This window comes from Lysinibacillus sp. OL1, assembly GCF_004332175.1.
GTDB classification, from domain to species: domain Bacteria; phylum Bacillota; class Bacilli; order Bacillales_A; family Planococcaceae; genus Lysinibacillus; species Lysinibacillus capsici.
The window spans coordinates 179,791-204,174 of record NZ_SJDS01000005.1 but is presented as its reverse complement, the minus strand read 5'-3'; the positions used below and the strand labels follow the sequence as shown (position 1 = coordinate 204,174).

Sequence of the window (24,384 nt, the reverse complement as noted above, 5' to 3'; positions counted from 1 at the left end):
GGTAGATTTTAATAAATTTTAGGTGGGATGATTTATGGCACATCACGTGCAGTCTCTAATTGAACATTACGGATATTTTGGGATTATCGTGATTCTAATTGGAGGTATTGTTGGGGTGCCACTTCCTGATGAGGTGTTTCTGACTTATGTAGGCTATAGTGTTTACCGAGAAAGTCTTGAACACATTCCTGCTTTAGTCAGTGCAATGATTGGTGCGATTGGAGGCATTACCTTAAGCTACTATATTGGTTATCGTTTTGGCTTACCGTTATTGCAGAAATATGGCCCTAAAATTCATATTACCGAGCAAAAAATTGACTTTACGAAAAAGATGTTTACAAAAATAGGACCTACCCTATTATTAATTGGCTATTTTATTCCAGGGGTACGCCATTTGACAGCTTATATTGCGGCTATTAATAATTATCCTTATAGAAAGTTTGCTCTTTTTGCCTATACAGGGGCATTTATTTGGACGTTCACATTTATATCATTAGGAAAGATGCTTGGAGAGAAATGGCGATTTGTTGGATACTATTTAACCCATTACAGTATCTATCTTATTCTTTTATTTATTATAGGGATGCTCATTGCTTATTTTTTATTTAAAAAAAGAAATGGACAAAAATAAAAGTCGGTATACGCTATACCGACTTTTATGTTATGGCAAAATAGCAAAAGATCGCACAGGGAAGCCAGATGCTTTTTCTGGCTTAGGTACGATATTAAAGATGATAGCGCCTTTCGCAGGTAGCTTGTCCAAATTCGTCATTAGCTCAATTTGATAGGCGTCTTGGTCAAGCACAAAATATTCGCCATCTAGCTTGCCATTTTTACGAAAATCAGCAGCAGAGTCCGTATCGAATGTTTCATGACCAATTGCGCTTACCTTGCGTTCTTGTAGTAAAAACTGTAAAGCTTCTAAACCCCAGCCAGGGATATGGTTATGTCCATCTGCATCCTTATTACTGAAAGCCTCTTTATCTGGCCAGCGCTTACTCCAATCTGTACGTAATGCTACAAATGTTCCTGCTTCAATTTCTCCATGCTTGTCCTCAAAATCAAGAATATCTTGAACACTTAATGAAAAATCATGGTTGCTCGCAGCCTCCTGTGATTTATCAATAACAACAAGGGGGAGAACAAGCTCTTTTAGTTCTAATTCTTCTAAGTAGCGAGTATCTCGCACAAAATGAATGGGTGGGTCGATATGTGTGCCATATTGACCAGGGAACGTGAATTGTTGAGCGAAGAAACCATCCTTATGAGAAAATAACGTTTCAAATTTAGCGTCCTCAAACATAAAAAAATGTGGAGAATTAGGGCCGAATGTATGTGTTAAATCAACCCACTGTTTCGATTTTAGTAATTGCAATGCTTGCAAAAGTTCATTAGACATCGATTTCCCTGCTTTCTGTAAAAAATAGTGGTAAATAAAAAGGAGTCCCCTAATAGAAGAGGACTCCTGCTTGAAACAACGGTAGTTCTTCTTCTCATCTTCAAGGCTGATCATTTTGCCAATTGGAATTAGCACCATACTGTTAGCTGGTTGCTGAGACTTCGTCGGGCCAATCCCTCCGTCTCTCTTGATAAGAAAAGTAATATAAGAATTTTCAGAAATAACAATACAAACACTTTAGCATAGTTTTTTATAGTTTACAAGTTCACTAGGAATTTTCACCAATTCAAATTCAAGGTGACTCCACAACAATCATTATCAATCAGACGTATTCTAAAACTGTCTGGTGTATAGTTCGTTTCAAATTTCATCGTAATGCCTGTTGATGTGATTAATTTTTCAACCTCTGTTTTATTTGAAAGTTGAGCAGCATTCATTAAATCATGTGCGAATTGTTGGGAGCTATCTATTTTATCCGTAAGTAATTGGGCTTGCTGCATCATCGCCTTTATCCGTGTTGCTGAAGCTTTTAATTTGTGTGTATCGACAGGTGGAAAAGGATTATTGGTCGGCATTGCTAAATGTTGCGAAAAGGGTCTAATGGCAAAATGATTAGCGATAGGCGATGTTGGATAATGATAGGGATGCACAAAATACGGATAAGGATTGTAATACAAGGTCATTCCTCCTATCCTATAACTGATATCCTATCTTATGTAGCCAAACTACATTCGGTGTTATTTTGCGGTGCAATGTTTGTCCTCCTCACCATTTAAAAAGGAAGCTAAAGTAAGCTTTTTTTAGCCAAGTACATTCAAGACATCATCAATTTTTTTACTATGTGATAAAATGCCATAATTCATCCATGTTAAAAAGTCTACTTCATAGACACAGCTGCTTTTAACGGCAGCTAGGTTTTTCCAAGTAGGAGTTTTTAAAATAGCACGTTCCTCATTTTCATAAATGGAATGTTGCTTATCAAATGTAATAAATAAATGATCCGCATCTAATTGCAACAATTGATCAAATGTCAGTTGTGCTTTACGTTGATTGTGCGGAATACTCCATACTAGTGAATGTGGCATTAAACCTAAGTCACGATATAAAATGGGGCCCGTATAGCCACATTCAGGACCCGCGTATAGAGTAATGCTAATGGCTGAAATACGGAGAAATGCCACACTTTGCCCATAAACTGATTTGCTAAGAATTCCTTTTGCTTGTTGTACTTTATCTTCATATTGTAGGATTACGTCTTGTATCAAGGAGGTTTTTCCTGTTAGATCTGCAATCTTAAATAACGTAGATTGCCAATTCTCTCCAGGGTGTGAAAGATGACAGACGGGTCCTACTTCATCTAAGTGCTGAAAGGATTCCCAACGCTCTACACCAGAATCTAACATAATTAAAGTTGGCTTATAGTAAAGGAGTCGATCCATTTCTCTATTTTGTACATCAATATCTGGCACTTTCTGTAGACCTAAATAGTCTTGTTTTCCCCATTTTGAATGACTGAATTGAGCAATTGGCGTAATCCCAAGCGCAACAAAGAAATCTTCTAAGAATGGTGCAAATACACGTAGATGGCTGCTTTGATTTCTTCGATATTGTCCTGGAGAGATGCCGACATGTTCCTTAAAGCGACGATTGAAATAATACTCATTATTAAATCCGACAGACTGGCTAATTTCAAATACTCGATCATTTGTTGTCATTAATAAATGCTTAGCTTTTTCAATACGAAGTTTAGTTAAATAGTGAAGAGGAATTTGTCCCGTAATATCTTTAAAAATGCGCGTATAATTCCATCTTGGTACGTCAGCTAGCTGTGCTAGCTGCTCAACCGTCCACTCTTTTTCAAAATGTTTATGTAAATGGTTAATGGACTGCTCAACAGATTGTCGATCATTTTTTTGCATCTGCTTGGGTATGGTTGGATGTAGGAGTAATAACATCAGCTCTTGAAAGTGTACATGCTGTTCAAAAATCGTGTGTTCATCCTCCGCTAACCTGTTCTGATAGATGACTTCTAGCAGTCTATGACATTGTGAAAAGGGGAGAAGATGTCGTTCGCTGATACTTGTAAAATGACTATATGAATTCTGACTATTGCTGAGATTGACAATGTTGAAATGTAATTGATAAAAACAAAGGTGCTCACTTTGAATATGGATACTAACCGTGTTATTTGGCGGAATCAATATGTACTTTTCTTCACTAAAATGAATGATGTCATGATCTATTTCTAGCTTTCCGCTACCATTCATTACGATGAAAAGTGTATAGAAGTCACTACTAATCAATAACTTTTTTGATGATTGAATTGAATAAGAGATATTTTGTAACGTATAAACATGTGTTAAGTTACCCATTGATAATTCACCCCTTTTTTTGAATTGGCAGAACAACACAAAGAAAGCCCTCATTAAGAGCTTTCTTTGGAAAATTATTTGACGAACCATTTCTCTAAATCATCATACTTTAGCAAGTTGGCTGTAATTGCGCCAGATTGCCAATATGTGCGATCAGCAATATAGACATGCCCATTTTTTACAGCAGGGAGTGTTTTCCATAGTGTACTATCTAACCATTTAATGGCTTCTTGGTTTTCTTTAGACTCCCATGTACCGTTTGAAGGGAAAAGGATAATATGATCCGCATCTAATTCCGTGATAGCCTCTTCTGATAAAACCTCGTGGAACTCTGTCATATCACGGGCTAATGGATGTGGTGTTAAGTCTGTCTCTGTGTAAATATAGCCAGAGTAGCGATTTTTAATGCCAAATAATGCTAATGTATTATCTGCTACATTTAGTCGTACAACGGCAACTGTTTCGTCTCCAATTGATTCATCTAGTTTTGCTTTTAAATCGGCAACACGTTGCTCATATCGATCAACCATTTCTTTTGCCTTATCGGGAATATTTAAAACATCAGCTATTGTTTTTGTAATTTCACGTGGATCTTGTAGAATATCTTCTTTCAAGCGGTAAGTAGGCGCTACCTTTGAGTATTCCTCATACTTTGCCTGGTCCGCGGCACCATCTACAATGATTAAATCAGGCTTGGCTTGTAATAATGTTTCCATGCTACCGGTAATGTCGAACTCAGGAACATCTAATCCTAAATAGTCCTGTTTTCCCCAAGATGGGTGATACCATTGCACAACGGGTTTTACATCCAAAGCTGTTAAATAGTCTTCCAAATAGATAGCAGCTACACGCTGTGGATTTGTAGGAATTTCTACTTTTCCAAACTCGTCTTCTACAATTCTTGTATCTTTAGATGATTGTTCTTCTGTAGCTGTATCCTCTTTTACTTCATTTGAGCCACAGGCACTTAATACGAACATTAGTGCAATGAAAACTACAAATGAAAAATATCGACCTCTACGCATTTTATTCACTCCTATAGATTTACTAAAACAGTAAGGGTATACCCTTAAATTAGAATGATAATCATTCTCGTTTGACTCAAATAAATTATAGGATACAACATATTAACAAACAATACACATTCTCTACTAATTTTTTATACAAAATGAAATTTAGAGAGTTATTGTTTTTTGTTATCGAAAAGTAACCATAAAAGTGTAACAATTGCTGCTAGCATAACCATCAGGAATCCGTATATAGGCGTATGCGCCAACGATTGGTGGCGAATAATAAAGCCTCCGATATATGAGCCTAAAAATATGCCAATGTTGAAAGCAGAAATATTCAATGCCGAGGCCATTGAAATGGCTGATGGTACATATTTTTCAGATAGTAGAACAGCATATAGCTGCAATCCTGGGACATTCATAAACATGAACAATCCCATTGTTAGCACCATTATTAATCCCATAATAGGTGATTCTAGGGTAAAGCCAATGCCAAGCAATGACAATGCAAGTCCAACAAAAATAATAAAGATGGAACGTAGTGGATTATGATTAGCAAAATGACCACCAAGAGTATTACCGATAGCTACACAAATACCATAGACAACTAGAATAATGACGACTGTATGTGGGGAATACCCCATATATTGTTCTAAAATAGGTGAAACATATGTGTAGACAACAAAAGCACCGCCGTATCCAATTGCGGTAATGAATAGTATTAAGATCATACGAATATTGCCTAAAACTTTGCCGATATCACGAATAGAGATGGGATTGCCTTTCGATAATTGGCTAGGTACTAACAATGCATTACTAATTAAACCGACAATTCCAATGACAACAATAAAAATGAATGACATACGCCAATCTGTTACTTGTCCAATAAATGTACCGAGTGGGACACCTGTTACAGTAGCTAATGTTAAGCCAGTAAACATAAAGGCGATAGCACTTGCTCGTTTATTTGGTTCCACTACATCTGCTGCTATAACAGAAGCGATGGACATAAACACACCATGTGCTAATGCTGAAATAATACGTCCGATTAATAGTAATGCGAAATTAGGAGCTAAAGCGACTGCTAGGTTACCCACTATAAAAATGGACATGACAAGCAATAATACGGTTTTTCGACTAAGGCGGGATGTTAAAGCTGTTAGTAAGGGAGCCCCAACAGTTACCCCTAGTGCATATATAGAAACGGTTAAGCCAGCTGTGCTAAGAGAAATACCAAAGTCATCTGTAATTAATGGTAAAAGTCCCACACTGATAAATTCAGTGGACCCTATACCAAATGCACTGATAGCAAGTGCTAGTAAGGTAAGTTTAGCATTTGGCTTTTTTGATTTTGACATTTTACTACTATCTCCTTTGATTTTTTTTATGATGTGTAGTAATATTCATACATACCAAAAAGATATGTAGAGTACTTTTAGTTACTTTTGGATATTACAGGAGGTTTACGATGCAAAAAATTTATAATATTGGTGTTGAAGCTACACTAGAAGTTATTGGTGGTAAATGGAAACCAGTTATTCTTTGTCATTTAAACCACCATGGTAAAATTCGAACAAACGAATTTCGACGATTGATTCCAGGTATTTCGCAAAAAATGCTCACAAACCAATTAAGGGAACTGGAGCAGGCTGGGTTAATCAATCGAAAGGTCTTCAATCAAGTACCACCAAAAGTTGAATATTCATTAACAGCCTATGGACAAGGAATGGAACCAATTCTGAACATGCTTTGTACGTGGGGTGAAAAACATGTTGAATTATTACAGGATAAAGGTGAAGATGTACTGTTAAAACAACGTGATGATGATATTGCCATGCAGCAAACATCATAATGAGGGGAGAAAGAGACTGTCATATACAAGACAGTCTCTTTCCTCTTTTTAATGCTTATAGAGCAAAGTCAAATTCATCTGGATTTGGTCCAACACGTTGTTCACGATTCATCTCATTGATTAATGCCATTTCTTCGTCTGTTAAAGTAAAGTCAAAGATATCAGCGTTTTGCATCATACGCTCTCTACGTACTGATTTTGGAATTGTAATCACTCCATTTTGTACATCCCAGCGTAAAATAACCTGAGCATTTGATTTTCCGTATTTTGTTGCGATTTTTGAAATTGTTTCATCTTCAAGAAGTCCACCTTGCATTAAAGGTGCCCATGCTTCAAGTTGAATTTGGTGCTTGTCACAGAATGAACGAAGCTCCACTTGTTGTAAGCGTGGGTGGAATTCCACTTGGTTCACAACAGGTTTAATATGAGCAAATGATAATAAGTTATCCAAGTGTGCCACAGTAAAGTTACATACACCGATTGCTTTGATCTTGCCTTGTTCATATAAGTCTTCAAGTGCTTTCCACGATTCAGCATATTTATCTTTACCAGGCCAATGAATTAGATAAAGGTCTAAATAATCTAATCCTAATTTTTTTAGGCTCTCTTCATAGGCTGCAATTGTTTCATCATAGCTTAAACCATCGTTCCATACTTTAGATGTGATAAATAAATCTTCACGACGTAAGCCAGTAGATGCTAGACCTTGTTTAATACCTTCTCCTACACCTGCTTCATTGCCATAAATAGCAGCAGTATCGATGCTTCGATAGCCAACCTCGATAGCATTTTTAACCATTTCTGCAGTAGCGTCATTTTCTACTTGAAAAACCCCTAAACCCATACCAGGCATTTGTAGGCCATTATTTAAAGTGATTGTATCTTGTAAATGAGTAATCATTTTTAGTCCTCCATGTTTTGTGATTATTGGATTGCTTACTCATTATGCTGCTAATAAACTCTCAAAAAAAGTACGTACTTTTTTGTGTCATAGAAACGTAGAGGTAACTTTTGTGAGCTGGCAATGATTAGAGGAATAAAAATATTTATTGATGATGAACGATTAAATAAAAATGTCACACCTGATTGGTCTTAACTACTAGTAAAAATATCGAGTAGTCTACAAAAGGCTTTGGAGACAATTAAACAAATATTTTTCTTGCGGTAATAAAAGGAAATATACGTTCGGTAGAGAATTAAAGTAGTAATACTTTAAAAAGGGGATTTTGAAGATGAATCGTTTAAATTTAATTACATTAGGTGTGAAAGATATGGTGGAATCTCTCAATTTTTACCGAGAGGGACTGGGTTTTGAAGTGGTGGTATACGGAGAGGAGACGAATCCCGATGTCATGTTCTTTAATAATGGAGGAACAAAAATATCGTTATTTCCAATTGAACGTTTAGTCAAAGATATCAATGCATCCAATCCACCAGAAATTAGCCAAGGCTTTGGTGGAATCACGCTTGCCTATAATGGTAAATCAAAAGAAGAAGTAGATCGAGTCTTTGCATTAGCAAAAAAGGCGGGTGCTAAAATTGTTAAGGAGCCCGTAACTGTATTTTGGGGTGGCTATAGTGGCTATTTTCAAGATCCAAATGGCTACTATTGGGAAGTTGCCTATGGCGACATGTGGCAGTTTGATGAGAATGATATGCTGATTATTCAATAACTGTTCAAAAAGAGAGCAAACGAAGGTTACAAATTTGTTCTCTTTTTTATTAATCATTAACAATAATGCTCCCTCATTAAATTCACAAAGTTTTGAGCGGCTTTAGATAAATAATGATTCTTCAACCATACGAGTCCTACTGAGGTGGATAATTCTGCTGATGGAATTTTATATGCATGAAGTGGTAAATCTCCATAATGCTTTAAAATAGTTTCAGGTATGATAGAGGAGCTAAAGCCAGAAGCGATTAAGTTCATTAACAGTGCCGTATCTGAGCATTCTCCAACAATGTGGGACTGCAACTGGCAGCGAGAAAATGCTTCTAATATCGAATAATGTACGCCTAAGCCTTCAGTGCTTGGTCTTGGTAAAAGGATTGGCCAATTTTGCATGTCAGCTAAAGATACATCGTGTTCTAAGAAGTCGGATTTTTTGGATTGTATAAAGTAAAATGGTTCAGTGTACATATGAAGAACAGAGAAATCATCTAATTCTAAAGGTAAGCGAATGATGGCAAGTTCTAAACACGGTCCCTTACTAAAGAAGATTCGTTTTGTTGAATTTTATAAGTCACCTTTGGATAATATTGTTGAAATTGTTGTAGTAATTGAGGTAGCTCAACAACTGAAAATGTATTAATGCCCAATGTCAATAAACCATGAAGGCCTGATCCAATATCCTTGACCTCTGCTTCTGCCTCTTCCATTAATTGTGCAACCTGCAATGCATATTTATATAACGTATTTCCCGCTTCAGTTACTTCAAAATACTTGCCGCTCCTTTCTACCAACTTTGAACCGAGTTCTTCCTCCATCGTTTTGAAATGCTGACTTAATGGTGTTGAGAAATATGTAACCTTTCAGCCTTTCCTCCACAATTGCTATAAAATAGATTAGCTGTCTAATATCCAAACATAAACACCCCCTCTATTATAAGGAAAACCTAAGTAAATTATATTTCTCTAATACTCCAATATAGTTAGGGCCATGTTAGCATATTTATCAAAAAAACAAGAAGTGAAGTTTCTTTTTTTCCAGCACCTAAATGTGAAGCGAGCAACATTGATGGAAAGATATTTCCATTTTAGGGGTATATGATTCTTCCCATGCTTTGAGGCTTGCCTTGTAATACAGATTTCCAACACCTTTTTAAATGAATTTGAAGCATGTGATAAAGTAGCAGCGTATACTATAAAAGAGCAACTTTTAGTAGTTGCTTTTTTTAATTAGTCAACGTTTTTGAATTTCCTAAGAAAATAAATAACAGTTCCCCTATAATAACCATGTATGGAAATTATAAATTTTTTATTACAAGTTAAATGTATCAAGGAGGATGAACATTGATTCGTATATTATACATAGAAGATGAAAAAGAAATCGGACAATGGGTAAGCAAAGAATTAACTGAACGAGGCTATGATGTGACATGGCTAGAATCAGGGGAGGGGCTTGAACAACATATTAACTCAAAAGATATTGCTATATTAGATGTGATGCTACCTGGATTGGACGGTTTCTCCATAGGTAAAAGAATTAAACGGGAAAATAAAGACCTGCCAATTCTAATGTTATCAGCACGAACAGCTGTTGAAGATAAAATTGAAGGGCTGCATTTTGCTGATGATTACTTAACAAAGCCATTTCACCCTGATGAGCTCGTAGCAAGACTGGAAGTATTATTAAGAAGATATCAAAAAAGTGATGATGTACTGACATTGCAGCACCTTAAAATTGATACGAAAGATATGCAAATAATCAATACGATTGATGAAGAAGAAATTCTTTTGACAGGAAAACAATTTTATTTATTACAGTATTTTATTCGTCATTTAAATCAAATTTTAACGAAGGAACAACTCTATGAGGGTGTTTGGGGTGAGAGCTATATAGAGGGTGATAAAACACTCATGGTGCATATTCGTTACTTAAGAGAAAAAATAGAAATCAATCCTGCAAAGCCTATGATTATTGAAACAATCCGAGGCATTGGCTATAGGGTGAAACAATGATATTTTTTCGATCATTATTAGCAAAATATATGCTGATTATTGTATTAGCCATATCTATTGTACAAATCTCCTATCTGGGTGTTGCTATTTTCGTATTAGGCATTACAAAGACAGGGACAGGAGAATTTTCAAGTGGAGTACTTGTAGAAAGTGATATTGAAGAGCGATGGCATGCACAGGCTAAAAATATGACCAATGCAACAGATGATGCGATTACGCAGTTATTTCAAAAGTGGCAGGAGCAATTTCCAACGGCTTCTATGTTTTGGGTAAGTGAAGAGGGGAACTTACTGACTACATTGAATGTGAAGGATCAGTTACCAGCAAAATGGACACCAGCCTATACAACTCAATTTATAAAAGAACGTTATGGAGACGATCCATTTACTGTTATTGCCTTCTTAGGTGATGACATATCAAATGGCTTTATTGTATTAGAGATTCCAAGGGTAGCATTTAATCCTCCACTTATAAAGGTCTATGATAACTATGGTAACTTTTTATTTTTTGGTGTTATTGCAGTTATTTTATTTTTTATTGTAGTGTCGCTTTTATTTTTCAAGGGAATTCGAAAAAGACTATTACATCTGCAAGAGGCTATGGAAATACGTGATGTAGATGGTCTACCTATTGAAATTCAGGTGAAAAAACGAGATGAGATTGGGCAATTGGAGCATAGTTTTAACAGAATGGTTTGTGAACTGCGAGACAGTAAACAACGTCAACAGAAGGAAGAACAGCTAAGACGTGAACTGATTGCTAATCTATCACATGATTTACGGACGCCTTTAACGAAGGTAAGAGCTCAATCCTATACAATTAGCAAAGAAGTGTTATCTGAGGAAGGGAAGCAGGCATTAAAGGCTATGGACGCATCCATAGTGAATATTGATGCTTTAATTGAAAATTTGATGTCCTACACATTGCTTATGGCAAGTAAATATAAATTTGAACCGAACGACATCAATGTTATCCGATTTGTAAGGGAACATCTAACGACATGGTATCCAGTTTTCGAGCGAGAAGGTTTCATAATCGATATTGAGCTACAGCCATTTGAACCTGTTGAATGGCGTGTTGATCCATTATGGTTAGGGAGAGTATTTGATAATATTTTCCAAAATGTACTGCGCCACGCGAATAGTGGTAAGTATATAAGTGTGAGAACGCAATCGACGGAGTATTATACAGCATTTATTGTGGAGGATCATGGGCAAGGGATGAAAAATGAGTCGAATGCAAAGGGCGCTGGTATTGGCTTATCAATTGTTGATGTCATGATAAAGGGCATGCATCTTGAATGGGATATTCATTCCGATCACTCTGGTACAAAAATTATCATAAAAAAATCTGCGAAGCTTAAGAAATAAATGCCTCGCAGATTTTTTTTATGATAGAAATGAATTTTTAAACAAAATTTAAACTTAGCCCATACTTTTTTTAAACTTCCCTTTTTAAGATAGTTAAAGAGGTGAGGACATTGGAGTATATCGTACAAACACAAAACTTATCAAAAAGCTTTGGGAAAGAGCAAGCTGTATCAAATTTGAACTTGCAAATTCGCAAAGGTGAAATATATGGATTTTTAGGTCCGAATGGGGCAGGTAAAACGACTACAATTCGAATGCTTCTAGGTTTAATGAAGCCATCTTCTGGAACAATTAAAGTCTTTGAAAAGAATATTACGAAGGAACGTATCCAAATTTTAGCTAAGATTGGTTCGTTGGTGGAAAACCCTTCTTATTATCCACATTTAACGGCTTATGAGAATCTAGAGGCACTAAGAAAAATACTAGGTGTACCGAAAACTCGAATCGATGAAGTTTTGGAAATTGTCCGTTTGAAGGAAGCTGCCCATAAAAAGGTCAAAGGTTTCTCTTTAGGAATGAAGCAACGTCTTGGTATTGCTGCTTCTTTACTACATAGTCCTGAATTACTTATTTTAGATGAACCAACGAATGGCCTCGATCCTTCAGGCATTATAGAGATTCGTAATTTAATTAAAAGATTACCAGAGGAATATGGCATGACCATTATAATCTCCAGCCATTTATTATCAGAGATTGATCAAATGGCAACACAAGTGGGGATTGTTTTGAAAGGGAAATTAATTTTCCAAGATTCTATTGAAGCTATGCGTCGATTTGCCCAACCAAAGGTTATCTTTAAAGTAAGCAATGGTGAAAAAGGATGGCGTTTCTTATTAGCAAATGGTATTAAGGCAGATTATCAGGGTGGTGTGATTTTCTTAGAAGAGTGCTCGGATGAAAAGGTTGCTCATATTGTCCAAGTTCTTGTTCAGGAGGGTATATCCGTATTCCGAGTCGAGGAAGAGAAACGCTCATTGGAGGATATATTCTTGCAAATGACGATGGGAGAGCAGGGGATATGATGGGGCTTTTAACTGCTGATTTCTTAAAAATCAAACGTAAAGGATTATGGCTTCTAACGCTTATCGGCCCTTTAGGAGTGGTTGCTCTGCAAATGGTCAATTATGGCGTAAGAAAGGAGTACCTCTTACAGCAAAGTGAGGATGATTGGGGCTATTTCTTATTAAATGTGCATTCATTTACACCGCTTGCCATAGTCTTGGGTATTGCCATTCTTACGTCATTCATAGCAAGCATTGAAAATGAGACCAATGCTTGGAAACAACTCATTGCATTACCTGTTTCCAAAATAACCGTATATTTGTCTAAATTTACGCTGTTAGCTATCTTACTATTTTTCGCTTCAACGTTATTAATGTTTTTTACGCTGAGCTACGGGCTGTTTTTAGAATTAGGTGACACGGTACCTTACATGGAGCTTGCAAAATATAGCTATTTCCCTGCGTTTGCAGCATTACCTATCTTGGCACTTCAATTGTGGATAGCGAGTGTAAGTCATAATCAAGGGATTCCGATAACTGTAGGCATTTTTGGGGTGATTTTTGCCTATTCTTCCTATGTTCTTCCAGATTGGATGATATGGAAATGGCCATCATTGATGAACCAATGGAATGAGCCGATGATCAATGTCTTATTAGGCGTAGGAATTGGTATCTTACTCTATATTATCGGCATGGTTGATTTTGCAAGAAGGGACGTGAAATAATGATTGCTTTACTTCAAGCTGAGTGGTTTAAGTTACGTAAATCAAAAATGGTACCGATTATTTTAGCAGGACCCATGATTGGACTTTTTATAGGCCTATCCGCTAATTTAGAGGACAACATGCAGGGGATTGAGATCAATGAGTGGTATGTATCGTTATTTTCGATGAATTTAACATATGCTCTATTATTTTTACCACTTATTTCTGGTGTTTTTACCAGTCTTATTTGTAGGTATGAACATCAGTCTGGTGGATGGAAGCAGCTTTTAGCATTACCTGTAACAAGAGGGAAGGTATTTGTAGCTAAATACATATTGATTATGCTGCTTGTTTTAGCAATGCAGATATTGTATTTAGGTTCGGTCTTTGCTGTTGGGATGGTAAAAGGCTATACAGATTCTTTTCCTATGGAGATTGTTTGGAAAAGCATAGTGGGAGGCTGGGTAGCGACATTGCCATTAGTAGCCTTGCAATTGTGGATGTCCATTATGTTTAAAAGCTTTGCTGCTCCATTTGCTGTTAATGTCATATTTACTTTACCATCAATTTTAGCAGTGAATTCTGAAAGAATTGGTCCGTATTATCCTTGGGCACAACCCTTTTCGATGATGTATATAGGTGGCAATACAGACGATGTATTCTTTGTACCGTGGGAGCAATTGTTAACCGTAGTAGGTGGCGGATTCATCGTATTTTTCCTCGGAGGATATTACTATTTCCAGCGAAAATCCATTTAACCTAAAAGGAGAATTGACATGAGAATGATGAAACGTAGCTTACGTTTTTTAACAGTATCGATGCTATTAGTAGCTTTAGTAGGATGTGGACAGAGAGAGATTGTAAAAGATGGCACACGATATACGAATGAAATTAAAGATATCAACATTCCTGATGATGTAAAAATTATTGGTTTTGGGGAAGCAACACATGGCAATATCGAATTTCAAACATTAAAAAAAGATGTATTTGAAGCGATGATAAAAAATGAAAATGTCCATGTTTTCGTTTTAGAAGGAGATTTTGGTGGAGCCCAGCAGATAAACCAATTTATCGAAAACGGTGTCGGAACGGCGGAGGAAGCTATAAAAGCGTTAGACTATGGTATCTACAAAACCGAACAAATGGTAGAGTTTGTGCAGTGGATGCATGACTATAACCAGACAGTTGATGATCAAGAGAAAATTTATTTTTATGGCAATGATATGCAGCGCTATGATTATAGCAAAAAGGGGTTACTTGATTTTTACGCCAAGGTACATGCTGACAATGCACGAAAATTCACGACTAAGCTAGAGCATGTTTCCAACAAAACGATGAGAGATTTATCGGATAGTCAGCTACTTGAGCTTGATAAAACGATTGATACAATAATCAACGATTTACAAGCAAACAAGGCGATGTATGAGAAACAATCTTCAAAGGATGAATTTGCATTTGCTGTTCAATATGCGCAAATTATGAAGCAGCGTACGCAATTATTTTTAAATGATGGTAATTATATGAATTTGCGGGACGAATATTTAGCTGAAAATTTACAATGGATTGTTGAATATGAAGCAACGCAAGGTCATGATAAGGTATTAATGTCTGCTCATAATGGTCATATTGAGAAAACTTCTGCTACGATGGCAGGCTATCAATCGATGGGGCATTATTTAAGTGAGATATATAAAGATCAATATTTTGCGATTGGCACAGACTTTGTGAAAAATACATTCCAGGCACAAAATGGGTCTGGTGCACGAAAGGAATATTCGATTGAGCATCACAATGCTTTAGTGGATGCCTTTAGTGACATTGATAATAACATCTTTTATGTGAATTTTGAAGCTGCCAAACAATCGAAGGAGCTGGCGAATATTCTTGCCAAAAAGCAAAGAATGGGCAATATCGGCGATGATTTTCGTCCGTGGTATAAGCTGACACAAATGCTGTACACCATTAAAATGACACCTGAGGAAGCTTATGATGGTCTCATCGTTGTGCAAGAAGCAACACCAACAAAAATAATTGATTAAGCTAAATTTAGCAACCTCCATCAAAAAATCTGTTTCCTTCTCCATTATGATAAAGATGAGGTGAGTAACATGGAGTATAGTCAAGCGACGCAAAGAACTATTGCCTATATCGAGGAGCAATTGATGGAAGAAATTTCCTTTGAATGTCTTCCTAATACTGCTGGCTATTCGAAGTACCATCTAAGCCGAATTTTTAAGCAAGAAACGGGATTTACGATTGGTGAATATATTCGTATACGTCGGCTAGCTATGGCAGCGAGTTATTTGATGTACTCTAATGTATCGATATTAACGATTGCTGTTACACTTCAGTTTCAATCACAAGAGGCTTTTACAAGAGCCTTTAAAGAAGTTTATGCTTTACCACCAGGGAAGTATCGAAAAGTAATGCAATCATTAAATATGATGGAGGAGGAACATTACATGGAAACAGTTGAACAGGTTAAAGGTTGGGTGTTGAGTGGTGCTAATCCAGAATTGTATAAATTTCATACAGATGACAAGGTATTTCATTCAGGGAAGCGTTCAGGAGTATTGTATTCCACAACTGCCTCAGCAAATCATGGTCAATTTGCTACAATGATGCAGGGTTTTCTGGCAGCTGACTATAAAGGGAAACGCTTGAAAATGTCATGCTACTTAAAGACGGCAGATGCTACAAAGTGTGGTGCATGGATGCGTATTGACAATGGTACAGGTGATACGATTCAATTTGATAATATGGATCAACGCCCTGTGACAGGTTCTACTGAATGGAATCATTATTCGATTGTCTTAGACGTACCTGAAGAAGGTAATTCCATTTATTTTGGTGTGTTACTAATTGGTTCGGGTAAAGTCTGGGCAGATGGCTTCCGTTTTGAAGAAGTTGACAACAAGGTACCCTCAACAAATATGCTTACGCAGGAACATTTATCAAATCATCCTACTAATCTAGACTTCAGTATGGAGTGAATCAGACAGCTCTTACAATAATTGCGAAGTGACTTTTTTGAATAACGTATTGATTACCTCTAATTTGTTAAAGATAACAAAGAGGAGGTGTGAGACGATGGCACAAGAAATTCTTTGTGAAGTCAATAACTGCACATTTTGGGATTCTGGTAACAAATGCACAGCTGAAAAAATTTATGTTGTCAGCCAAAAGGGACAACATGCTTCCAACAGCGAGGAAACAGACTGTAAAACATTCGAACCTGAAACGCATTAATGTCAAAAGGGTAGCCATGTATTATGGTTACCCTTTTTCCTGGTCTTGATTAATAAATATCTACCTTTTCTTTGTTAAATAAAAGAGCATGGGCATTTTTCACTTTTTCCTCTACATAATCCAGTGAGTATTTACCAACAGAATCTGTTAAATCCCCAATTGCCCGCGACAAGTTATCAATAATCGGAATTAATTTGTGCATTTCTGTGCGATGCTTTTCTTTGTGCATCTCATCCATAATTTCATATGCAAGACGTTGAATCTTCCTTAGTCGCAATTTCTCAGATTGCATTGAATCCTCCTTATTGAACCAATTTATGATGTCTAATTATATGAGCTACAATAAGGTTTCATGAATAATGTGCTTTAGAAATAATTGCTCGTGTTATGAAGGGCTAGCGCAATTTCCCTTATGCCAACATCAATCTTGGATTCGTCTATATTCGATACATTTAGTTTGATAATACGTTCCCGATAAAATGCTTCTAAATAATTACGTTTAATAGGATCTAACAAAATATTTTGTTATGCCAAATGATCAATAATCTTAGAAGTATTCACCTGTCTCGATAGAATGATATGGCTATGCATACAGATTTCCTTAGAGGATTGATTTTGGCAGGGGTCTTATTTTTACAGGAAGATTTCCATCTATATCATCTTATTGGTGGCGTCATGATTATTATTGGTGTGATAGGGACGAATTATTTTGGGCGGAAAAATGTAGAACAAGTGAGATAATGAATAGGAACATTTAAATCGTAGCTATTTAGTAAACGGGGTATAATAATCGTTTAAAAATGACTTTCTAAACGAGGAGGTATGTATGGGGAAAATTTATGTCATTAGACATTGTCTCGCACAAGGACAATCACTAGATGCACCCTTAACACAGAAGGGAATAGAGCAAGCAGATAGTTTAGCTGAGTTTTTCAAGGATCTAAAAATTGATCGAATTGTATCTAGCCCTTTCTTACGAGCAATCCAATCCATTAAACCATTAAGTAGTAGAGAAAGTATGACGATTGAAATTGATGAACGTCTTTCGGAGCGCATTTTAAGTACTAGAGATTTACCAGATTGGTACGAAAAATTACAGGCGACATTTGTGGATATGGATTTAAAATATGATGGTGGAGAATCCAGTAATGAAGCGATGCATCGAATTGTAGACCTTGTAAAAGATGCATTTGCACAGGATGTTGATAATACATTAATCGTGAGTCATGGCAATATCATCTCTTTGCTACTGAAGTATTATGATAAGGATGTTGATTTTCACTGTTGGAAAAATTTAAGCAACCCAGATGTTTTTCTACTAAGCCCTCAGCATAATGAAGTAATGATAGAGCGAATATGGGGAGCATAGTAAAGTGAAGGCTAATATTAAGTGGTATGGTAGGAATTGTTTCTTGCCATACCTTTTATAGTGAAGGAGAGTAAGATGGAGACGATATTAAAAGAAATTTTAAAATGGGTTAAACAGGCTGATAAAAGAATCATAATCGGCATTTCTGGTCATGGTGCTGCTGGAAAAACGACATTTGCCAAAAAACTTATACATGCTTTAGATCAAGATGAAGTGAATTATTTGAATACTGATCCGTATATTGTGAATTCGGATATTCGCAAGCAAACAATACTTAATTATACATATCAAAATGAGCATCATCGTTTTAAAATGACGGCTTGTCATCCCGCTGCTCATCATCTGCCATCATTGGAGCGAGATGTTCAGATGATAAGAGCAGGGCTTGATTTTATGACAATCGATACAAATTATATGAAAAGTACATTAATTTCTTCGAAAAAACAGATCACGATAGTAGAAGGAATGTGTGTAGCATTTATAGATCCGCAGTTACTCGATTTAAAGATTTATTTTTATACGGATGGGGCTACAGAGCTTAAGAGAAGATCAGATCGTGATGTGCTGGAAAGAGGGACAGATATAAATTATTTAAAACAATCACATGATGAGCGACGTATTCAATATGAATTATTTATGCATCCACATTGCCAGCATTTTGATATGGTTATTAAAACTCAGGATGATGAAATCCGTATTGAAAAAAATACACTTGTAAAATAAATGAGGGCCTTCTGCACTTTGACTAGCGGAAGGCTCTAACTTTAGTATTGAAATTTTACACGAACAGTAGCATCAATAGCAATTTGTCCCTGTTCTATAGGCGTAATTCCCGAGGATACAGCCATAGAGCGATAAAGGATAGGTGTGTTAGCCTGCTCTTCCACAATCTCTACAGGGAATGGCTGCAAAGGCAGGTGCATAGTTTCTGCTATTGTTTTCGCCTTCAATTGAGCATTCTGTAGCGCTAAACTTAATGCTTGCTGATAGTAAGCATCGGTATGGTCCATTTTGAACTGAATATTGGTTATTCGATTTGCCCCATTTTCTATAGCCGTATCAATGATTAAGCCCAAATCATTGGTATCCGAAACGTTGACCGAAATGGCGTTGACTACTTCATAGCCATTAAAAATTTGTTTGCCATCTTCGAAATTATATAGTGGTGTGATGGTATAACTAGCCGTTTGAATTTGTTCTCTTGGAATACCAAGTGCGAGAAGTGATTGCATAACTTCATTCATGATTGCCGCATTTTCCTGTTGAGGACCTTGTACATGGTTGCCCTGTGTTTGGACTTCAATTTGTAATTGTACAGAGCTAGGTGTAGCCATTACCTGTCCATAGCCGATTACAATCATAGTACGTGATGGATGATGTGTTTGTTGATTGACCTGTGCATAGTACATCTAATACCACCTTTCATTGGTTATATAATCATGCTATGCAAAAATATTTACGATTTGTTTATTCTTTTTAAAAATTTATCATGGAGCTTTGTGAATAGAAGTAAAGCTAAAATAGCTCCCAGCAAGGCTAAAAACATGTCCCATTGTGCATCCCATTTATCTCCCTGCATGCCTAAAAAATCCTTTGCTCCTTTACTTCCCTTCGAGATTCTTGTACTTAACCATTCAATGATTTCATAAAAAGCGGCAATTGCGAGTAGAATACTGATCGTAATACCTGTAAGCCAAGCTCCTTTTGTAAGTGGTGTTTTCCTAATTAGTATTTCCCTTATTACGATGGCTAATAAACCTTTTAAAAAGTGGCCAAAGCGATCATAGTGATTACGTTGTAAATGAAACTCATCTTTTATCCAATTAAAAAGAGGGACTTCCGAATAGGTATAATGCCCACCTATAAATGTCAGGATCGACAAGAGAGCAATAATAAAATAAGAAAATGTGGTGAAGCGGAATTTACGATAAATGCAAACAGCGACTGTTATTGCCACAATTCCAGGACTAACTTCAGCTAGCCAATCTAAATAGGAGGACGGCTTTATAACAGACCAGATGAAAACAATTAAAACAATAATAAGTAAGGTGGCGTGTATTTTAACATGTTGCCTACTATTCATACTAACAACTCCCTTTGTCCCACAGTATGGGGAATGGGGAAATTGCTTATTCAAATTAGGTTAACAAACAAAAAAGAAAAGCGTCTAGTTGACGCTTTTTTTAGCCAATTAGATCATTTTTAAAAGTGCTTCTACACCAGTCATTCCTTCTGTTATACCAAGCTGTTCTGCTTCATAAGTTACAGATTCTAATGGAGCTGTTAATAGCTCGTCAATTGTTTTCACGCCTACTGCACGACCAGCAATAATTTTTCGATCAACTAAGCGACTATTTAATAGGCCGACATCTAAAGCACCACACATAATGTAGCCTGTATCATTAGAAATAGTTAGTAATGTTGTTTTAGGTAATTGAACAACTACTGCAGTGAAGAAATGCCCTTTAATCATAATAGGTTCAATTGTCACCATTGAAATCACTCCTTTTCTCTATATACATATGGTGAAGGCTAGCAAGGTGTTCGACATTTTCAGGAAAAAATCATGGCAACTAACTAAATATGTTGTTAGATGTATAAGGATGAAAGGAATTAGGAGGGACTTTATAACAAAAAGGAATCTACTCAAATGAATAGATTCCTTTTATCCTTTATTATCTTGTATAAGAAAGCAAAGCGGTTTGTTTAAATTTATGTAGTGCATTTGTTGCCTCACGTTTAGAACTATACTCAAACATACGATAAGTGTTTTCTTCAAATACTGTAATAATCCACATATATGTCATCCCCTTTGTTGTGTTGCATAACATTTATATATTTATAATAACTGTTATATATCAGATTTGATTTAATTTTACACCAATAAATAAAAAAATAAAGTACTATTCAAAGATTTTCACATATTGTTCAAAATTAAAAATAACGTTTAAAATTTTCCTGAAATAATTAAAAGGAGAAAACAGACAATCCTTTACAAGTATATTTCATGGCAATTCGTAAATAGTAAGTTGACGGAGTTCTGTGATTTCGGACTTGGGAGGTGATGCTATGACACGTATTTACGTATTCATTTTTATGGTTTTCTTTTTAATCATCTCGGGATTTTTAGTGCAGGAAGGCTACGCAGATAAAGGTCGTCCCTATTATGAGGAGACAGGGGAAGTTGTTTGGGATATCAAAACAAAGGATAAAATTGTTGCACTCACCTTTGATGATGGTCCACATCCTAAATACACAGCGGCTGTGCTAGATTTATTAGCAAAATATGATGCAAAAGCCACCTTTTTTATTATTGGAAAAAATGCAGAAAAATATCCAGAGCTTGTTTTACGTTCTTATACAGAAGGCCATGAATTAGCAAATCATACGTATACACATCCATTTAAAGTTTCCATCAAAAAATTGCAAGAGGAGCTTCAACAGACAAATGACACGATTTATAGTATTACTGGTTTTTCCCCAGTTTTATTCCGTCCCGTTGGTGGAAATTATACGGATGCTATGATTAATGCGGCTGTGAAGGACGGCTATAAGGTAGTAATGTGGTCCTGGCATCAGGATACGCAAGATTGGAAAGAGCCTGGTGTAAGGAAAATTGTGCAAAAGGTAATGAAGGGAACAAGGCCTGGAGATGTTATTTTATTTCATGATGGTGGCGGGAACCGTACACAAACAATTCAAGCACTAGAAGAAATACTACCTGCATTAAAAAAGCAAGGCTACACATTTGTTACAATATCCGAGCTGATTGAAATCAAACAGCAACAAGAGCAAGTTCAATAATGAAAAATGAGCCATCTCAACAAAGTTTGAAATGGCTTCTTTTTCACTTAAATAAAAGGTTTGAATTAGAAGAAAATAATTGGAGCTAGTGCAATACCTAAAATTGTTCCTAGAGCAATTCCATAGCCAAAACCTGCTCCTCCATACCCTCCAAATCCCCAAAACCCTAAACCATAACCACTATATCTTCTATCAGGTAGAATCCATACCTGTCTTCTATCTACCCTTGTGATTTCTCCAACATGTACTTTACCAGATGAATCTGAGATTCGAACACGTTTACCATGATATTTACAGCAAAGACTATAAGCATCAGCTGGATTCACACATATCCCTCCTTTCAATGTCATTACAAGCTAATATATGCGATTTGATGGATTTATCACTAGCCGATTGTCTATTCAAGGCATATGCTGTGAAGAGGTGATAATATGGCAGTTGTGTCAACGGATAAGTGGTTAAATGAATTTGTAAGTGCTAGAAAATCAACTAGAAAGGATGAGCGAACAAGCTTACAATGCTCCATTCTTTGTGATCGATTGGTCAAACTATTTCAAGATGGGCTTCCAGAAGAAATTCACTATACATTACAGCAACAGGGTCTTTTTTTACCTCATGAGGAAGTCGATGTTGAAAAATTAAAGAGGCAAAAAGTATGGGCCAGTGTACAGCAGGAGTTCCTATACCTACAGAGGAAATGGAATGGCCCATCAATACCAATTTATATTTTCCCAATAACTCAGCAGCAAACGATAACCAATAAAAATGGTGTCGCTTATCCTCATTCGCTTTTTTTATTTGTGGGTGATTTAGATAAGCAGGAGCTTCAAGCATTATTTGCTCATGAATATAACCATGTTTGTCGTATACACATATTAAAAAAAAGTTTAGACGATATGACTTTATTGGATACTCTCATTTTAGAAGGCTTAGCAGAAGATGCGGTGAAAGATTTATATGGGGAAAAGTGGATTTCTCCTTGGTTGCAATTCTACTCAGATAAAGAACTTTTAGCTTTATGGGAGCATCATTTTTTACCGAATTTACAACTCCAAGGAATCGAACAGCATCATCCATTTCTATACGGGGGGGCCCTTCCATCTTGGATCGGCTACTGTATAGGCTACAAAATTGTGCAGTCATATAAAATGAACCATTCATGTCAACATCCCTTGTTCATTTCAAGCCAAGATTTACTTGCTGGTTCGAATTTTCCGTTACAATAGAGAAAAGGAGTGATTGTTGTGTCCAATGAATTAAAAAATATATTATTACCAATTGTAGACCCATCAACAAGGGTGCTCATTGTTGGATCCATGCCAGGAAAACAATCGTTAGAGAAACAGCAGTACTATGGCAATTCACGCAATCACTTTTGGCCTATTATGGGTGAGTTATTACAGATAGCGATTCCAAATGATTATACAGAGAGAATAGCCTTATTAAAAAACAATGCAATCGGTCTTTGGGACACGATTGCAACTTGTGAACGCGAAGGAAGTTTAGATGCAGCGATACGCAATGAACAGCCCAATGATTTTCAAACCCTTTTTAAACAATACCCTAATATCCAATTAGTGCTTTTTAATGGAGCGAAGGCATTTGAGGTTTTTAAAAAGCATATTGGCTTAGGGCTTCTAGAAGGACGAGCCTATAAAAAAATGCCATCAACAAGTCCAATACCAGGGAAAAATATTAAAACGTTCACTGAAAAGCTAGAGGACTGGCGGATTATCCAATCCTATTTAACTTAATCAACAGGGCGAGATTAGCGTGATGAAGTCGCTGCTTTGGGGTGAATACTATTCCTTGTGCTTTTAAACCATTGATAAAAGAGAATATACACAAGAAGGATTTCAATAGCATCTCCACCGTAGTACATGATCTTAGCACCTAGTTCTGCCTCTGTGGAGGGTACATGACGAGGCGGATTTGCAAAAATAAATTTTGCCAATATGGCATGAGCGGCCAATGCTACTACTAATGTAAGGGATCGAAAAACATAAGAGTATGAATGTGGAGTAGGATCAATATAAATAAAGGCAATAGTAAACAAATAACCCGCTAGAAAAATATGGAGATGAATGAATATATACAGTAGTATATGTTCATGCATCAAATTGAAAAGTGAGGTTGTATAGAGTAACCATAGACCTCCTACATTTAGAATAGATGCAATAATTGGATGACGTATAAAACGAACATACGGATTTTTTAGTGTCCGAGAGAGAAAACGTGCCTTGTTTACTGATAAGGTTCTTAACAGCAGAGTCATGGGTGCTGCTAAAGCCATAAGTAATGGTGCCAGCATGCCAAGCAATAAATGTCCTATCATATGTGCGTCAAAATGAATATGACTAAGAGCAGCCAATGGGCCGATTAATGTAATCAGAGCACAGACATTTCCAACAATCCAACAGATAGTACGGAAATGAGGCCATTGTTTTTTATATTGATTCGAAATAATAACAGCGAGGATATAGCCTATAAGAGCTAGAACAAATGGCAAGGCCAGTAGAAGCTGAACTATAATAGGAAAGTTTTGAGCATGAACATCGTGAGAATGCAAGATG

General features: G+C 36.3%; 29 protein-coding genes, 2 pseudogenes and 1 riboswitch. Of the genes and pseudogenes, 17 read left to right on the top strand and 14 right to left on the bottom strand.

Annotated elements, in window-relative coordinates:
• Positions 1-34 precede the first annotated feature (34 nt).
• Positions 35-631, top strand: a complete 597-nt coding sequence (locus EW028_RS11665) for a DedA family protein (RefSeq protein ID WP_131520984.1) — start codon at positions 35-37, stop codon at positions 629-631.
• 30 nt (positions 632-661) lie between these two features.
• On the opposite strand, the gene EW028_RS11660 is transcribed toward EW028_RS11665, so the two are convergent.
• From EW028_RS11660 to EW028_RS11640, 5 genes are all read right to left on the bottom strand, one after another.
• Positions 662-1,399 (bottom strand): cyclase family protein, encoded by a 738-nt coding sequence (locus EW028_RS11660; RefSeq protein WP_131520983.1) that lies wholly within the window; start codon positions 1,397-1,399, stop codon positions 662-664.
• 91 nt (positions 1,400-1,490) lie between these two features.
• A riboswitch (SAM riboswitch) is annotated at positions 1,491-1,596 on the bottom strand.
• Positions 1,597-1,677: 81 nt separating this feature from the next.
• The gene (locus tag EW028_RS11655) at positions 1,678-2,082 is read right to left on the bottom strand and encodes a YuzC family spore coat inner layer protein (protein ID WP_227744935.1); all 405 of its coding nucleotides are present in this window, start codon (positions 2,080-2,082) and stop codon (positions 1,678-1,680) included.
• Positions 2,083-2,199: 117 nt separating this feature from the next.
• Complete coding sequence (locus tag EW028_RS11650; RefSeq protein ID WP_131520981.1) at positions 2,200-3,771, bottom strand: helix-turn-helix domain-containing protein; 1,572 nt, start codon at positions 3,769-3,771, stop codon at positions 2,200-2,202.
• Between the two features lie 74 nt (positions 3,772-3,845).
• Positions 3,846-4,796 carry an ABC transporter substrate-binding protein gene (locus EW028_RS11645; RefSeq protein ID WP_131520980.1) on the bottom strand — a complete coding sequence of 317 codons (951 nt, stop codon included), beginning with the start codon at positions 4,794-4,796 and terminating at the stop codon, positions 3,846-3,848.
• Between the two features lie 158 nt (positions 4,797-4,954).
• On the bottom strand, positions 4,955-6,139 hold the full coding sequence (locus tag EW028_RS11640; RefSeq protein ID WP_131520979.1) for an MFS transporter: 1,185 nt from the start codon (positions 6,137-6,139) through the stop codon (positions 4,955-4,957).
• A 110-nt stretch (positions 6,140-6,249) separates the two neighbouring features.
• On the opposite strand from EW028_RS11640, the gene EW028_RS11635 reads away from it, so the two are divergent.
• Entirely contained in the window at positions 6,250-6,633 is a 384-nt protein-coding gene (locus EW028_RS11635; protein ID WP_131520978.1) for a winged helix-turn-helix transcriptional regulator, read from the top strand.
• A 55-nt stretch (positions 6,634-6,688) separates the two neighbouring features.
• On the opposite strand, the gene EW028_RS11630 is transcribed toward EW028_RS11635, so the two are convergent.
• Positions 6,689-7,534 carry an aldo/keto reductase gene (locus tag EW028_RS11630; protein WP_131520977.1) on the bottom strand — a complete coding sequence of 282 codons (846 nt, stop codon included), beginning with the start codon at positions 7,532-7,534 and terminating at the stop codon, positions 6,689-6,691.
• Between the two features lie 331 nt (positions 7,535-7,865).
• Here EW028_RS11630 and EW028_RS11625 point away from each other — a divergent pair, with 331 nt between their 5' ends.
• Complete coding sequence (locus EW028_RS11625; protein ID WP_131520976.1) at positions 7,866-8,306, top strand: VOC family protein; 441 nt, start codon at positions 7,866-7,868, stop codon at positions 8,304-8,306.
• Positions 8,307-8,362: 56 nt separating this feature from the next.
• Here EW028_RS11625 and EW028_RS11620 read toward each other — a convergent pair.
• Positions 8,363-9,217: pseudogene (locus EW028_RS11620) on the bottom strand (LysR family transcriptional regulator).
• Positions 9,218-9,645: 428 nt separating this feature from the next.
• On the opposite strand from EW028_RS11620, the gene EW028_RS11615 reads away from it, so the two are divergent.
• The 8 genes from EW028_RS11615 to EW028_RS11580 all read left to right on the top strand — a co-directional run bounded on the left by EW028_RS11615 (position 9,646) and on the right by EW028_RS11580 (position 16,638).
• Positions 9,646-10,314 (top strand): response regulator transcription factor, encoded by a 669-nt coding sequence (locus EW028_RS11615; protein ID WP_016992630.1) that lies wholly within the window; start codon positions 9,646-9,648, stop codon positions 10,312-10,314.
• Positions 10,311-11,684 (top strand): HAMP domain-containing sensor histidine kinase, encoded by a 1,374-nt coding sequence (locus EW028_RS11610; RefSeq protein WP_131520975.1) that lies wholly within the window; start codon positions 10,311-10,313, stop codon positions 11,682-11,684. Before EW028_RS11615 ends, EW028_RS11610 begins: the two co-directional genes overlap by 4 nt.
• 110 nt (positions 11,685-11,794) lie before the next feature.
• Positions 11,795-12,706, top strand: coding sequence for an ABC transporter ATP-binding protein (locus tag EW028_RS11605; protein ID WP_131520974.1), 912 nt, complete (start codon positions 11,795-11,797; stop codon positions 12,704-12,706).
• Complete coding sequence (locus EW028_RS11600; protein ID WP_131520973.1) at positions 12,703-13,410, top strand: ABC transporter permease; 708 nt, start codon at positions 12,703-12,705, stop codon at positions 13,408-13,410. The genes EW028_RS11605 and EW028_RS11600 overlap by 4 nt, the downstream gene beginning before the upstream one ends.
• On the top strand, positions 13,410-14,147 hold the full coding sequence (locus tag EW028_RS11595) for an ABC transporter permease (RefSeq protein ID WP_131520972.1): 738 nt from the start codon (positions 13,410-13,412) through the stop codon (positions 14,145-14,147). The genes EW028_RS11600 and EW028_RS11595 overlap by 1 nt, the downstream gene beginning before the upstream one ends.
• A gap of 24 nt (positions 14,148-14,171) precedes the next feature.
• Positions 14,172-15,428, top strand: a complete 1,257-nt coding sequence (locus EW028_RS11590; RefSeq protein WP_131521046.1) for an erythromycin esterase family protein — start codon at positions 14,172-14,174, stop codon at positions 15,426-15,428.
• Positions 15,429-15,497: 69 nt separating this feature from the next.
• A complete protein-coding gene (locus tag EW028_RS11585) occupies positions 15,498-16,382 on the top strand; it encodes a helix-turn-helix transcriptional regulator (RefSeq protein WP_131520971.1) in 885 nt (294 codons plus the stop codon).
• Positions 16,383-16,479: 97 nt separating this feature from the next.
• On the top strand, positions 16,480-16,638 hold the full coding sequence (locus EW028_RS11580; RefSeq protein ID WP_004231699.1) for a DUF1540 domain-containing protein: 159 nt from the start codon (positions 16,480-16,482) through the stop codon (positions 16,636-16,638).
• Between the two features lie 49 nt (positions 16,639-16,687).
• Here EW028_RS11580 and EW028_RS11575 read toward each other — a convergent pair whose 3' ends face one another.
• Positions 16,688-16,930, bottom strand: coding sequence for a hypothetical protein (locus tag EW028_RS11575; protein WP_004231701.1), 243 nt, complete (start codon positions 16,928-16,930; stop codon positions 16,688-16,690).
• Positions 16,931-17,250: 320 nt separating this feature from the next.
• Between EW028_RS11575 and EW028_RS11565 the strand changes: the two are divergent.
• The 3 genes and pseudogenes from EW028_RS11565 to EW028_RS11555 all read left to right on the top strand — a co-directional run.
• Positions 17,251-17,379, top strand: a pseudogene (locus tag EW028_RS11565) (EamA family transporter); the annotation flags it as partial.
• A gap of 85 nt (positions 17,380-17,464) precedes the next feature.
• Entirely contained in the window at positions 17,465-18,007 is a 543-nt protein-coding gene (locus EW028_RS11560; RefSeq protein WP_131520970.1) for a histidine phosphatase family protein, read from the top strand.
• 75 nt (positions 18,008-18,082) lie between these two features.
• Positions 18,083-18,730 (top strand): uridine kinase family protein, encoded by a 648-nt coding sequence (locus EW028_RS11555; RefSeq protein ID WP_131520969.1) that lies wholly within the window; start codon positions 18,083-18,085, stop codon positions 18,728-18,730.
• A 41-nt stretch (positions 18,731-18,771) separates the two neighbouring features.
• Here the strand turns inward: EW028_RS11555 and EW028_RS11550 are convergent, their stop codons facing one another.
• The 4 genes from EW028_RS11550 to EW028_RS25870 form a co-directional block, all read right to left on the bottom strand.
• Positions 18,772-19,416, bottom strand: coding sequence for an SIMPL domain-containing protein (locus tag EW028_RS11550; RefSeq protein WP_131520968.1), 645 nt, complete (start codon positions 19,414-19,416; stop codon positions 18,772-18,774).
• A 47-nt stretch (positions 19,417-19,463) separates the two neighbouring features.
• The gene (locus EW028_RS11545) at positions 19,464-20,090 is read right to left on the bottom strand and encodes a DUF2238 domain-containing protein (RefSeq protein WP_131520967.1); all 627 of its coding nucleotides are present in this window, start codon (positions 20,088-20,090) and stop codon (positions 19,464-19,466) included.
• Between the two features lie 108 nt (positions 20,091-20,198).
• The gene (locus tag EW028_RS11540) at positions 20,199-20,501 is read right to left on the bottom strand and encodes a YunC family protein (protein ID WP_004231716.1); all 303 of its coding nucleotides are present in this window, start codon (positions 20,499-20,501) and stop codon (positions 20,199-20,201) included.
• 181 nt (positions 20,502-20,682) lie between these two features.
• On the bottom strand, positions 20,683-20,805 hold the full coding sequence (locus EW028_RS25870; RefSeq protein WP_255501615.1) for a hypothetical protein: 123 nt from the start codon (positions 20,803-20,805) through the stop codon (positions 20,683-20,685).
• A 271-nt stretch (positions 20,806-21,076) separates the two neighbouring features.
• Between EW028_RS25870 and EW028_RS11535 the strand changes: the two genes are divergently transcribed.
• Positions 21,077-21,811, top strand: a complete 735-nt coding sequence (locus EW028_RS11535; protein WP_131520966.1) for a polysaccharide deacetylase family protein — start codon at positions 21,077-21,079, stop codon at positions 21,809-21,811.
• A 65-nt stretch (positions 21,812-21,876) separates the two neighbouring features.
• Here EW028_RS11535 and EW028_RS11530 read toward each other — a convergent pair whose 3' ends face one another.
• Positions 21,877-22,137 carry a hypothetical protein gene (locus EW028_RS11530; protein ID WP_131520965.1) on the bottom strand — a complete coding sequence of 87 codons (261 nt, stop codon included), beginning with the start codon at positions 22,135-22,137 and terminating at the stop codon, positions 21,877-21,879.
• 105 nt (positions 22,138-22,242) lie between these two features.
• On the opposite strand from EW028_RS11530, the gene EW028_RS11525 reads away from it, so the two are divergent.
• Complete coding sequence (locus tag EW028_RS11525; RefSeq protein ID WP_131520964.1) at positions 22,243-23,037, top strand: DUF2268 domain-containing putative Zn-dependent protease; 795 nt, start codon at positions 22,243-22,245, stop codon at positions 23,035-23,037.
• 18 nt (positions 23,038-23,055) lie between these two features.
• Positions 23,056-23,565: a DNA-deoxyinosine glycosylase gene (locus EW028_RS11520; protein WP_131520963.1), complete on the top strand. Its 510-nt coding sequence runs from the start codon at positions 23,056-23,058 to the stop codon at positions 23,563-23,565.
• Positions 23,566-23,579: 14 nt separating this feature from the next.
• On the opposite strand, the gene EW028_RS11515 is transcribed toward EW028_RS11520, so the two are convergent.
• Positions 23,580-24,380 carry a cytochrome c oxidase assembly protein gene (locus EW028_RS11515; protein ID WP_131520962.1) on the bottom strand — a complete coding sequence of 267 codons (801 nt, stop codon included), beginning with the start codon at positions 24,378-24,380 and terminating at the stop codon, positions 23,580-23,582.
• Positions 24,381-24,384 lie beyond the last annotated feature (4 nt).

What these genes read in the sequence shown, in the direction of transcription:
- EW028_RS11665 (WP_131520984.1), top strand. Translation starts at nt 35, where the DNA reads ATGGCACATCACGTGCAGTCTCTAATTGAACATTACGGATATTTTGGG.
- EW028_RS11660 (WP_131520983.1), bottom strand. Translation starts at nt 1,399, where the DNA reads ATGTCTAATGAACTTTTGCAAGCATTGCAATTACTAAAATCGAAACAG.
- EW028_RS11655 (WP_227744935.1), bottom strand. Translation starts at nt 2,082, where the DNA reads ATGACCTTGTATTACAATCCTTATCCGTATTTTGTGCATCCCTATCAT.
- EW028_RS11650 (WP_131520981.1), bottom strand. Translation starts at nt 3,771, where the DNA reads ATGGGTAACTTAACACATGTTTATACGTTACAAAATATCTCTTATTCA.
- EW028_RS11645 (WP_131520980.1), bottom strand. Translation starts at nt 4,796, where the DNA reads ATGCGTAGAGGTCGATATTTTTCATTTGTAGTTTTCATTGCACTAATG.
- EW028_RS11640 (WP_131520979.1), bottom strand. Translation starts at nt 6,139, where the DNA reads ATGTCAAAATCAAAAAAGCCAAATGCTAAACTTACCTTACTAGCACTT.
- EW028_RS11635 (WP_131520978.1), top strand. Translation starts at nt 6,250, where the DNA reads ATGCAAAAAATTTATAATATTGGTGTTGAAGCTACACTAGAAGTTATT.
- EW028_RS11630 (WP_131520977.1), bottom strand. Translation starts at nt 7,534, where the DNA reads ATGATTACTCATTTACAAGATACAATCACTTTAAATAATGGCCTACAA.
- EW028_RS11625 (WP_131520976.1), top strand. Translation starts at nt 7,866, where the DNA reads ATGAATCGTTTAAATTTAATTACATTAGGTGTGAAAGATATGGTGGAA.
- EW028_RS11610 (WP_131520975.1), top strand. Translation starts at nt 10,311, where the DNA reads ATGATATTTTTTCGATCATTATTAGCAAAATATATGCTGATTATTGTA.
- EW028_RS11600 (WP_131520973.1), top strand. Translation starts at nt 12,703, where the DNA reads ATGATGGGGCTTTTAACTGCTGATTTCTTAAAAATCAAACGTAAAGGA.
- EW028_RS11595 (WP_131520972.1), top strand. Translation starts at nt 13,410, where the DNA reads ATGATTGCTTTACTTCAAGCTGAGTGGTTTAAGTTACGTAAATCAAAA.
- EW028_RS11590 (WP_131521046.1), top strand. Translation starts at nt 14,172, where the DNA reads ATGATGAAACGTAGCTTACGTTTTTTAACAGTATCGATGCTATTAGTA.
- EW028_RS11585 (WP_131520971.1), top strand. Translation starts at nt 15,498, where the DNA reads ATGGAGTATAGTCAAGCGACGCAAAGAACTATTGCCTATATCGAGGAG.
- EW028_RS11580 (WP_004231699.1), top strand. Translation starts at nt 16,480, where the DNA reads ATGGCACAAGAAATTCTTTGTGAAGTCAATAACTGCACATTTTGGGAT.
- EW028_RS11575 (WP_004231701.1), bottom strand. Translation starts at nt 16,930, where the DNA reads ATGCAATCTGAGAAATTGCGACTAAGGAAGATTCAACGTCTTGCATAT.
- EW028_RS11560 (WP_131520970.1), top strand. Translation starts at nt 17,465, where the DNA reads ATGGGGAAAATTTATGTCATTAGACATTGTCTCGCACAAGGACAATCA.
- EW028_RS11555 (WP_131520969.1), top strand. Translation starts at nt 18,083, where the DNA reads ATGGAGACGATATTAAAAGAAATTTTAAAATGGGTTAAACAGGCTGAT.
- EW028_RS11550 (WP_131520968.1), bottom strand. Translation starts at nt 19,416, where the DNA reads ATGTACTATGCACAGGTCAATCAACAAACACATCATCCATCACGTACT.
- EW028_RS11545 (WP_131520967.1), bottom strand. Translation starts at nt 20,090, where the DNA reads ATGAATAGTAGGCAACATGTTAAAATACACGCCACCTTACTTATTATT.
- EW028_RS11540 (WP_004231716.1), bottom strand. Translation starts at nt 20,501, where the DNA reads ATGGTGACAATTGAACCTATTATGATTAAAGGGCATTTCTTCACTGCA.
- EW028_RS25870 (WP_255501615.1), bottom strand. Translation starts at nt 20,805, where the DNA reads ATGTGGATTATTACAGTATTTGAAGAAAACACTTATCGTATGTTTGAG.
- EW028_RS11535 (WP_131520966.1), top strand. Translation starts at nt 21,077, where the DNA reads ATGACACGTATTTACGTATTCATTTTTATGGTTTTCTTTTTAATCATC.
- EW028_RS11525 (WP_131520964.1), top strand. Translation starts at nt 22,243, where the DNA reads ATGGCAGTTGTGTCAACGGATAAGTGGTTAAATGAATTTGTAAGTGCT.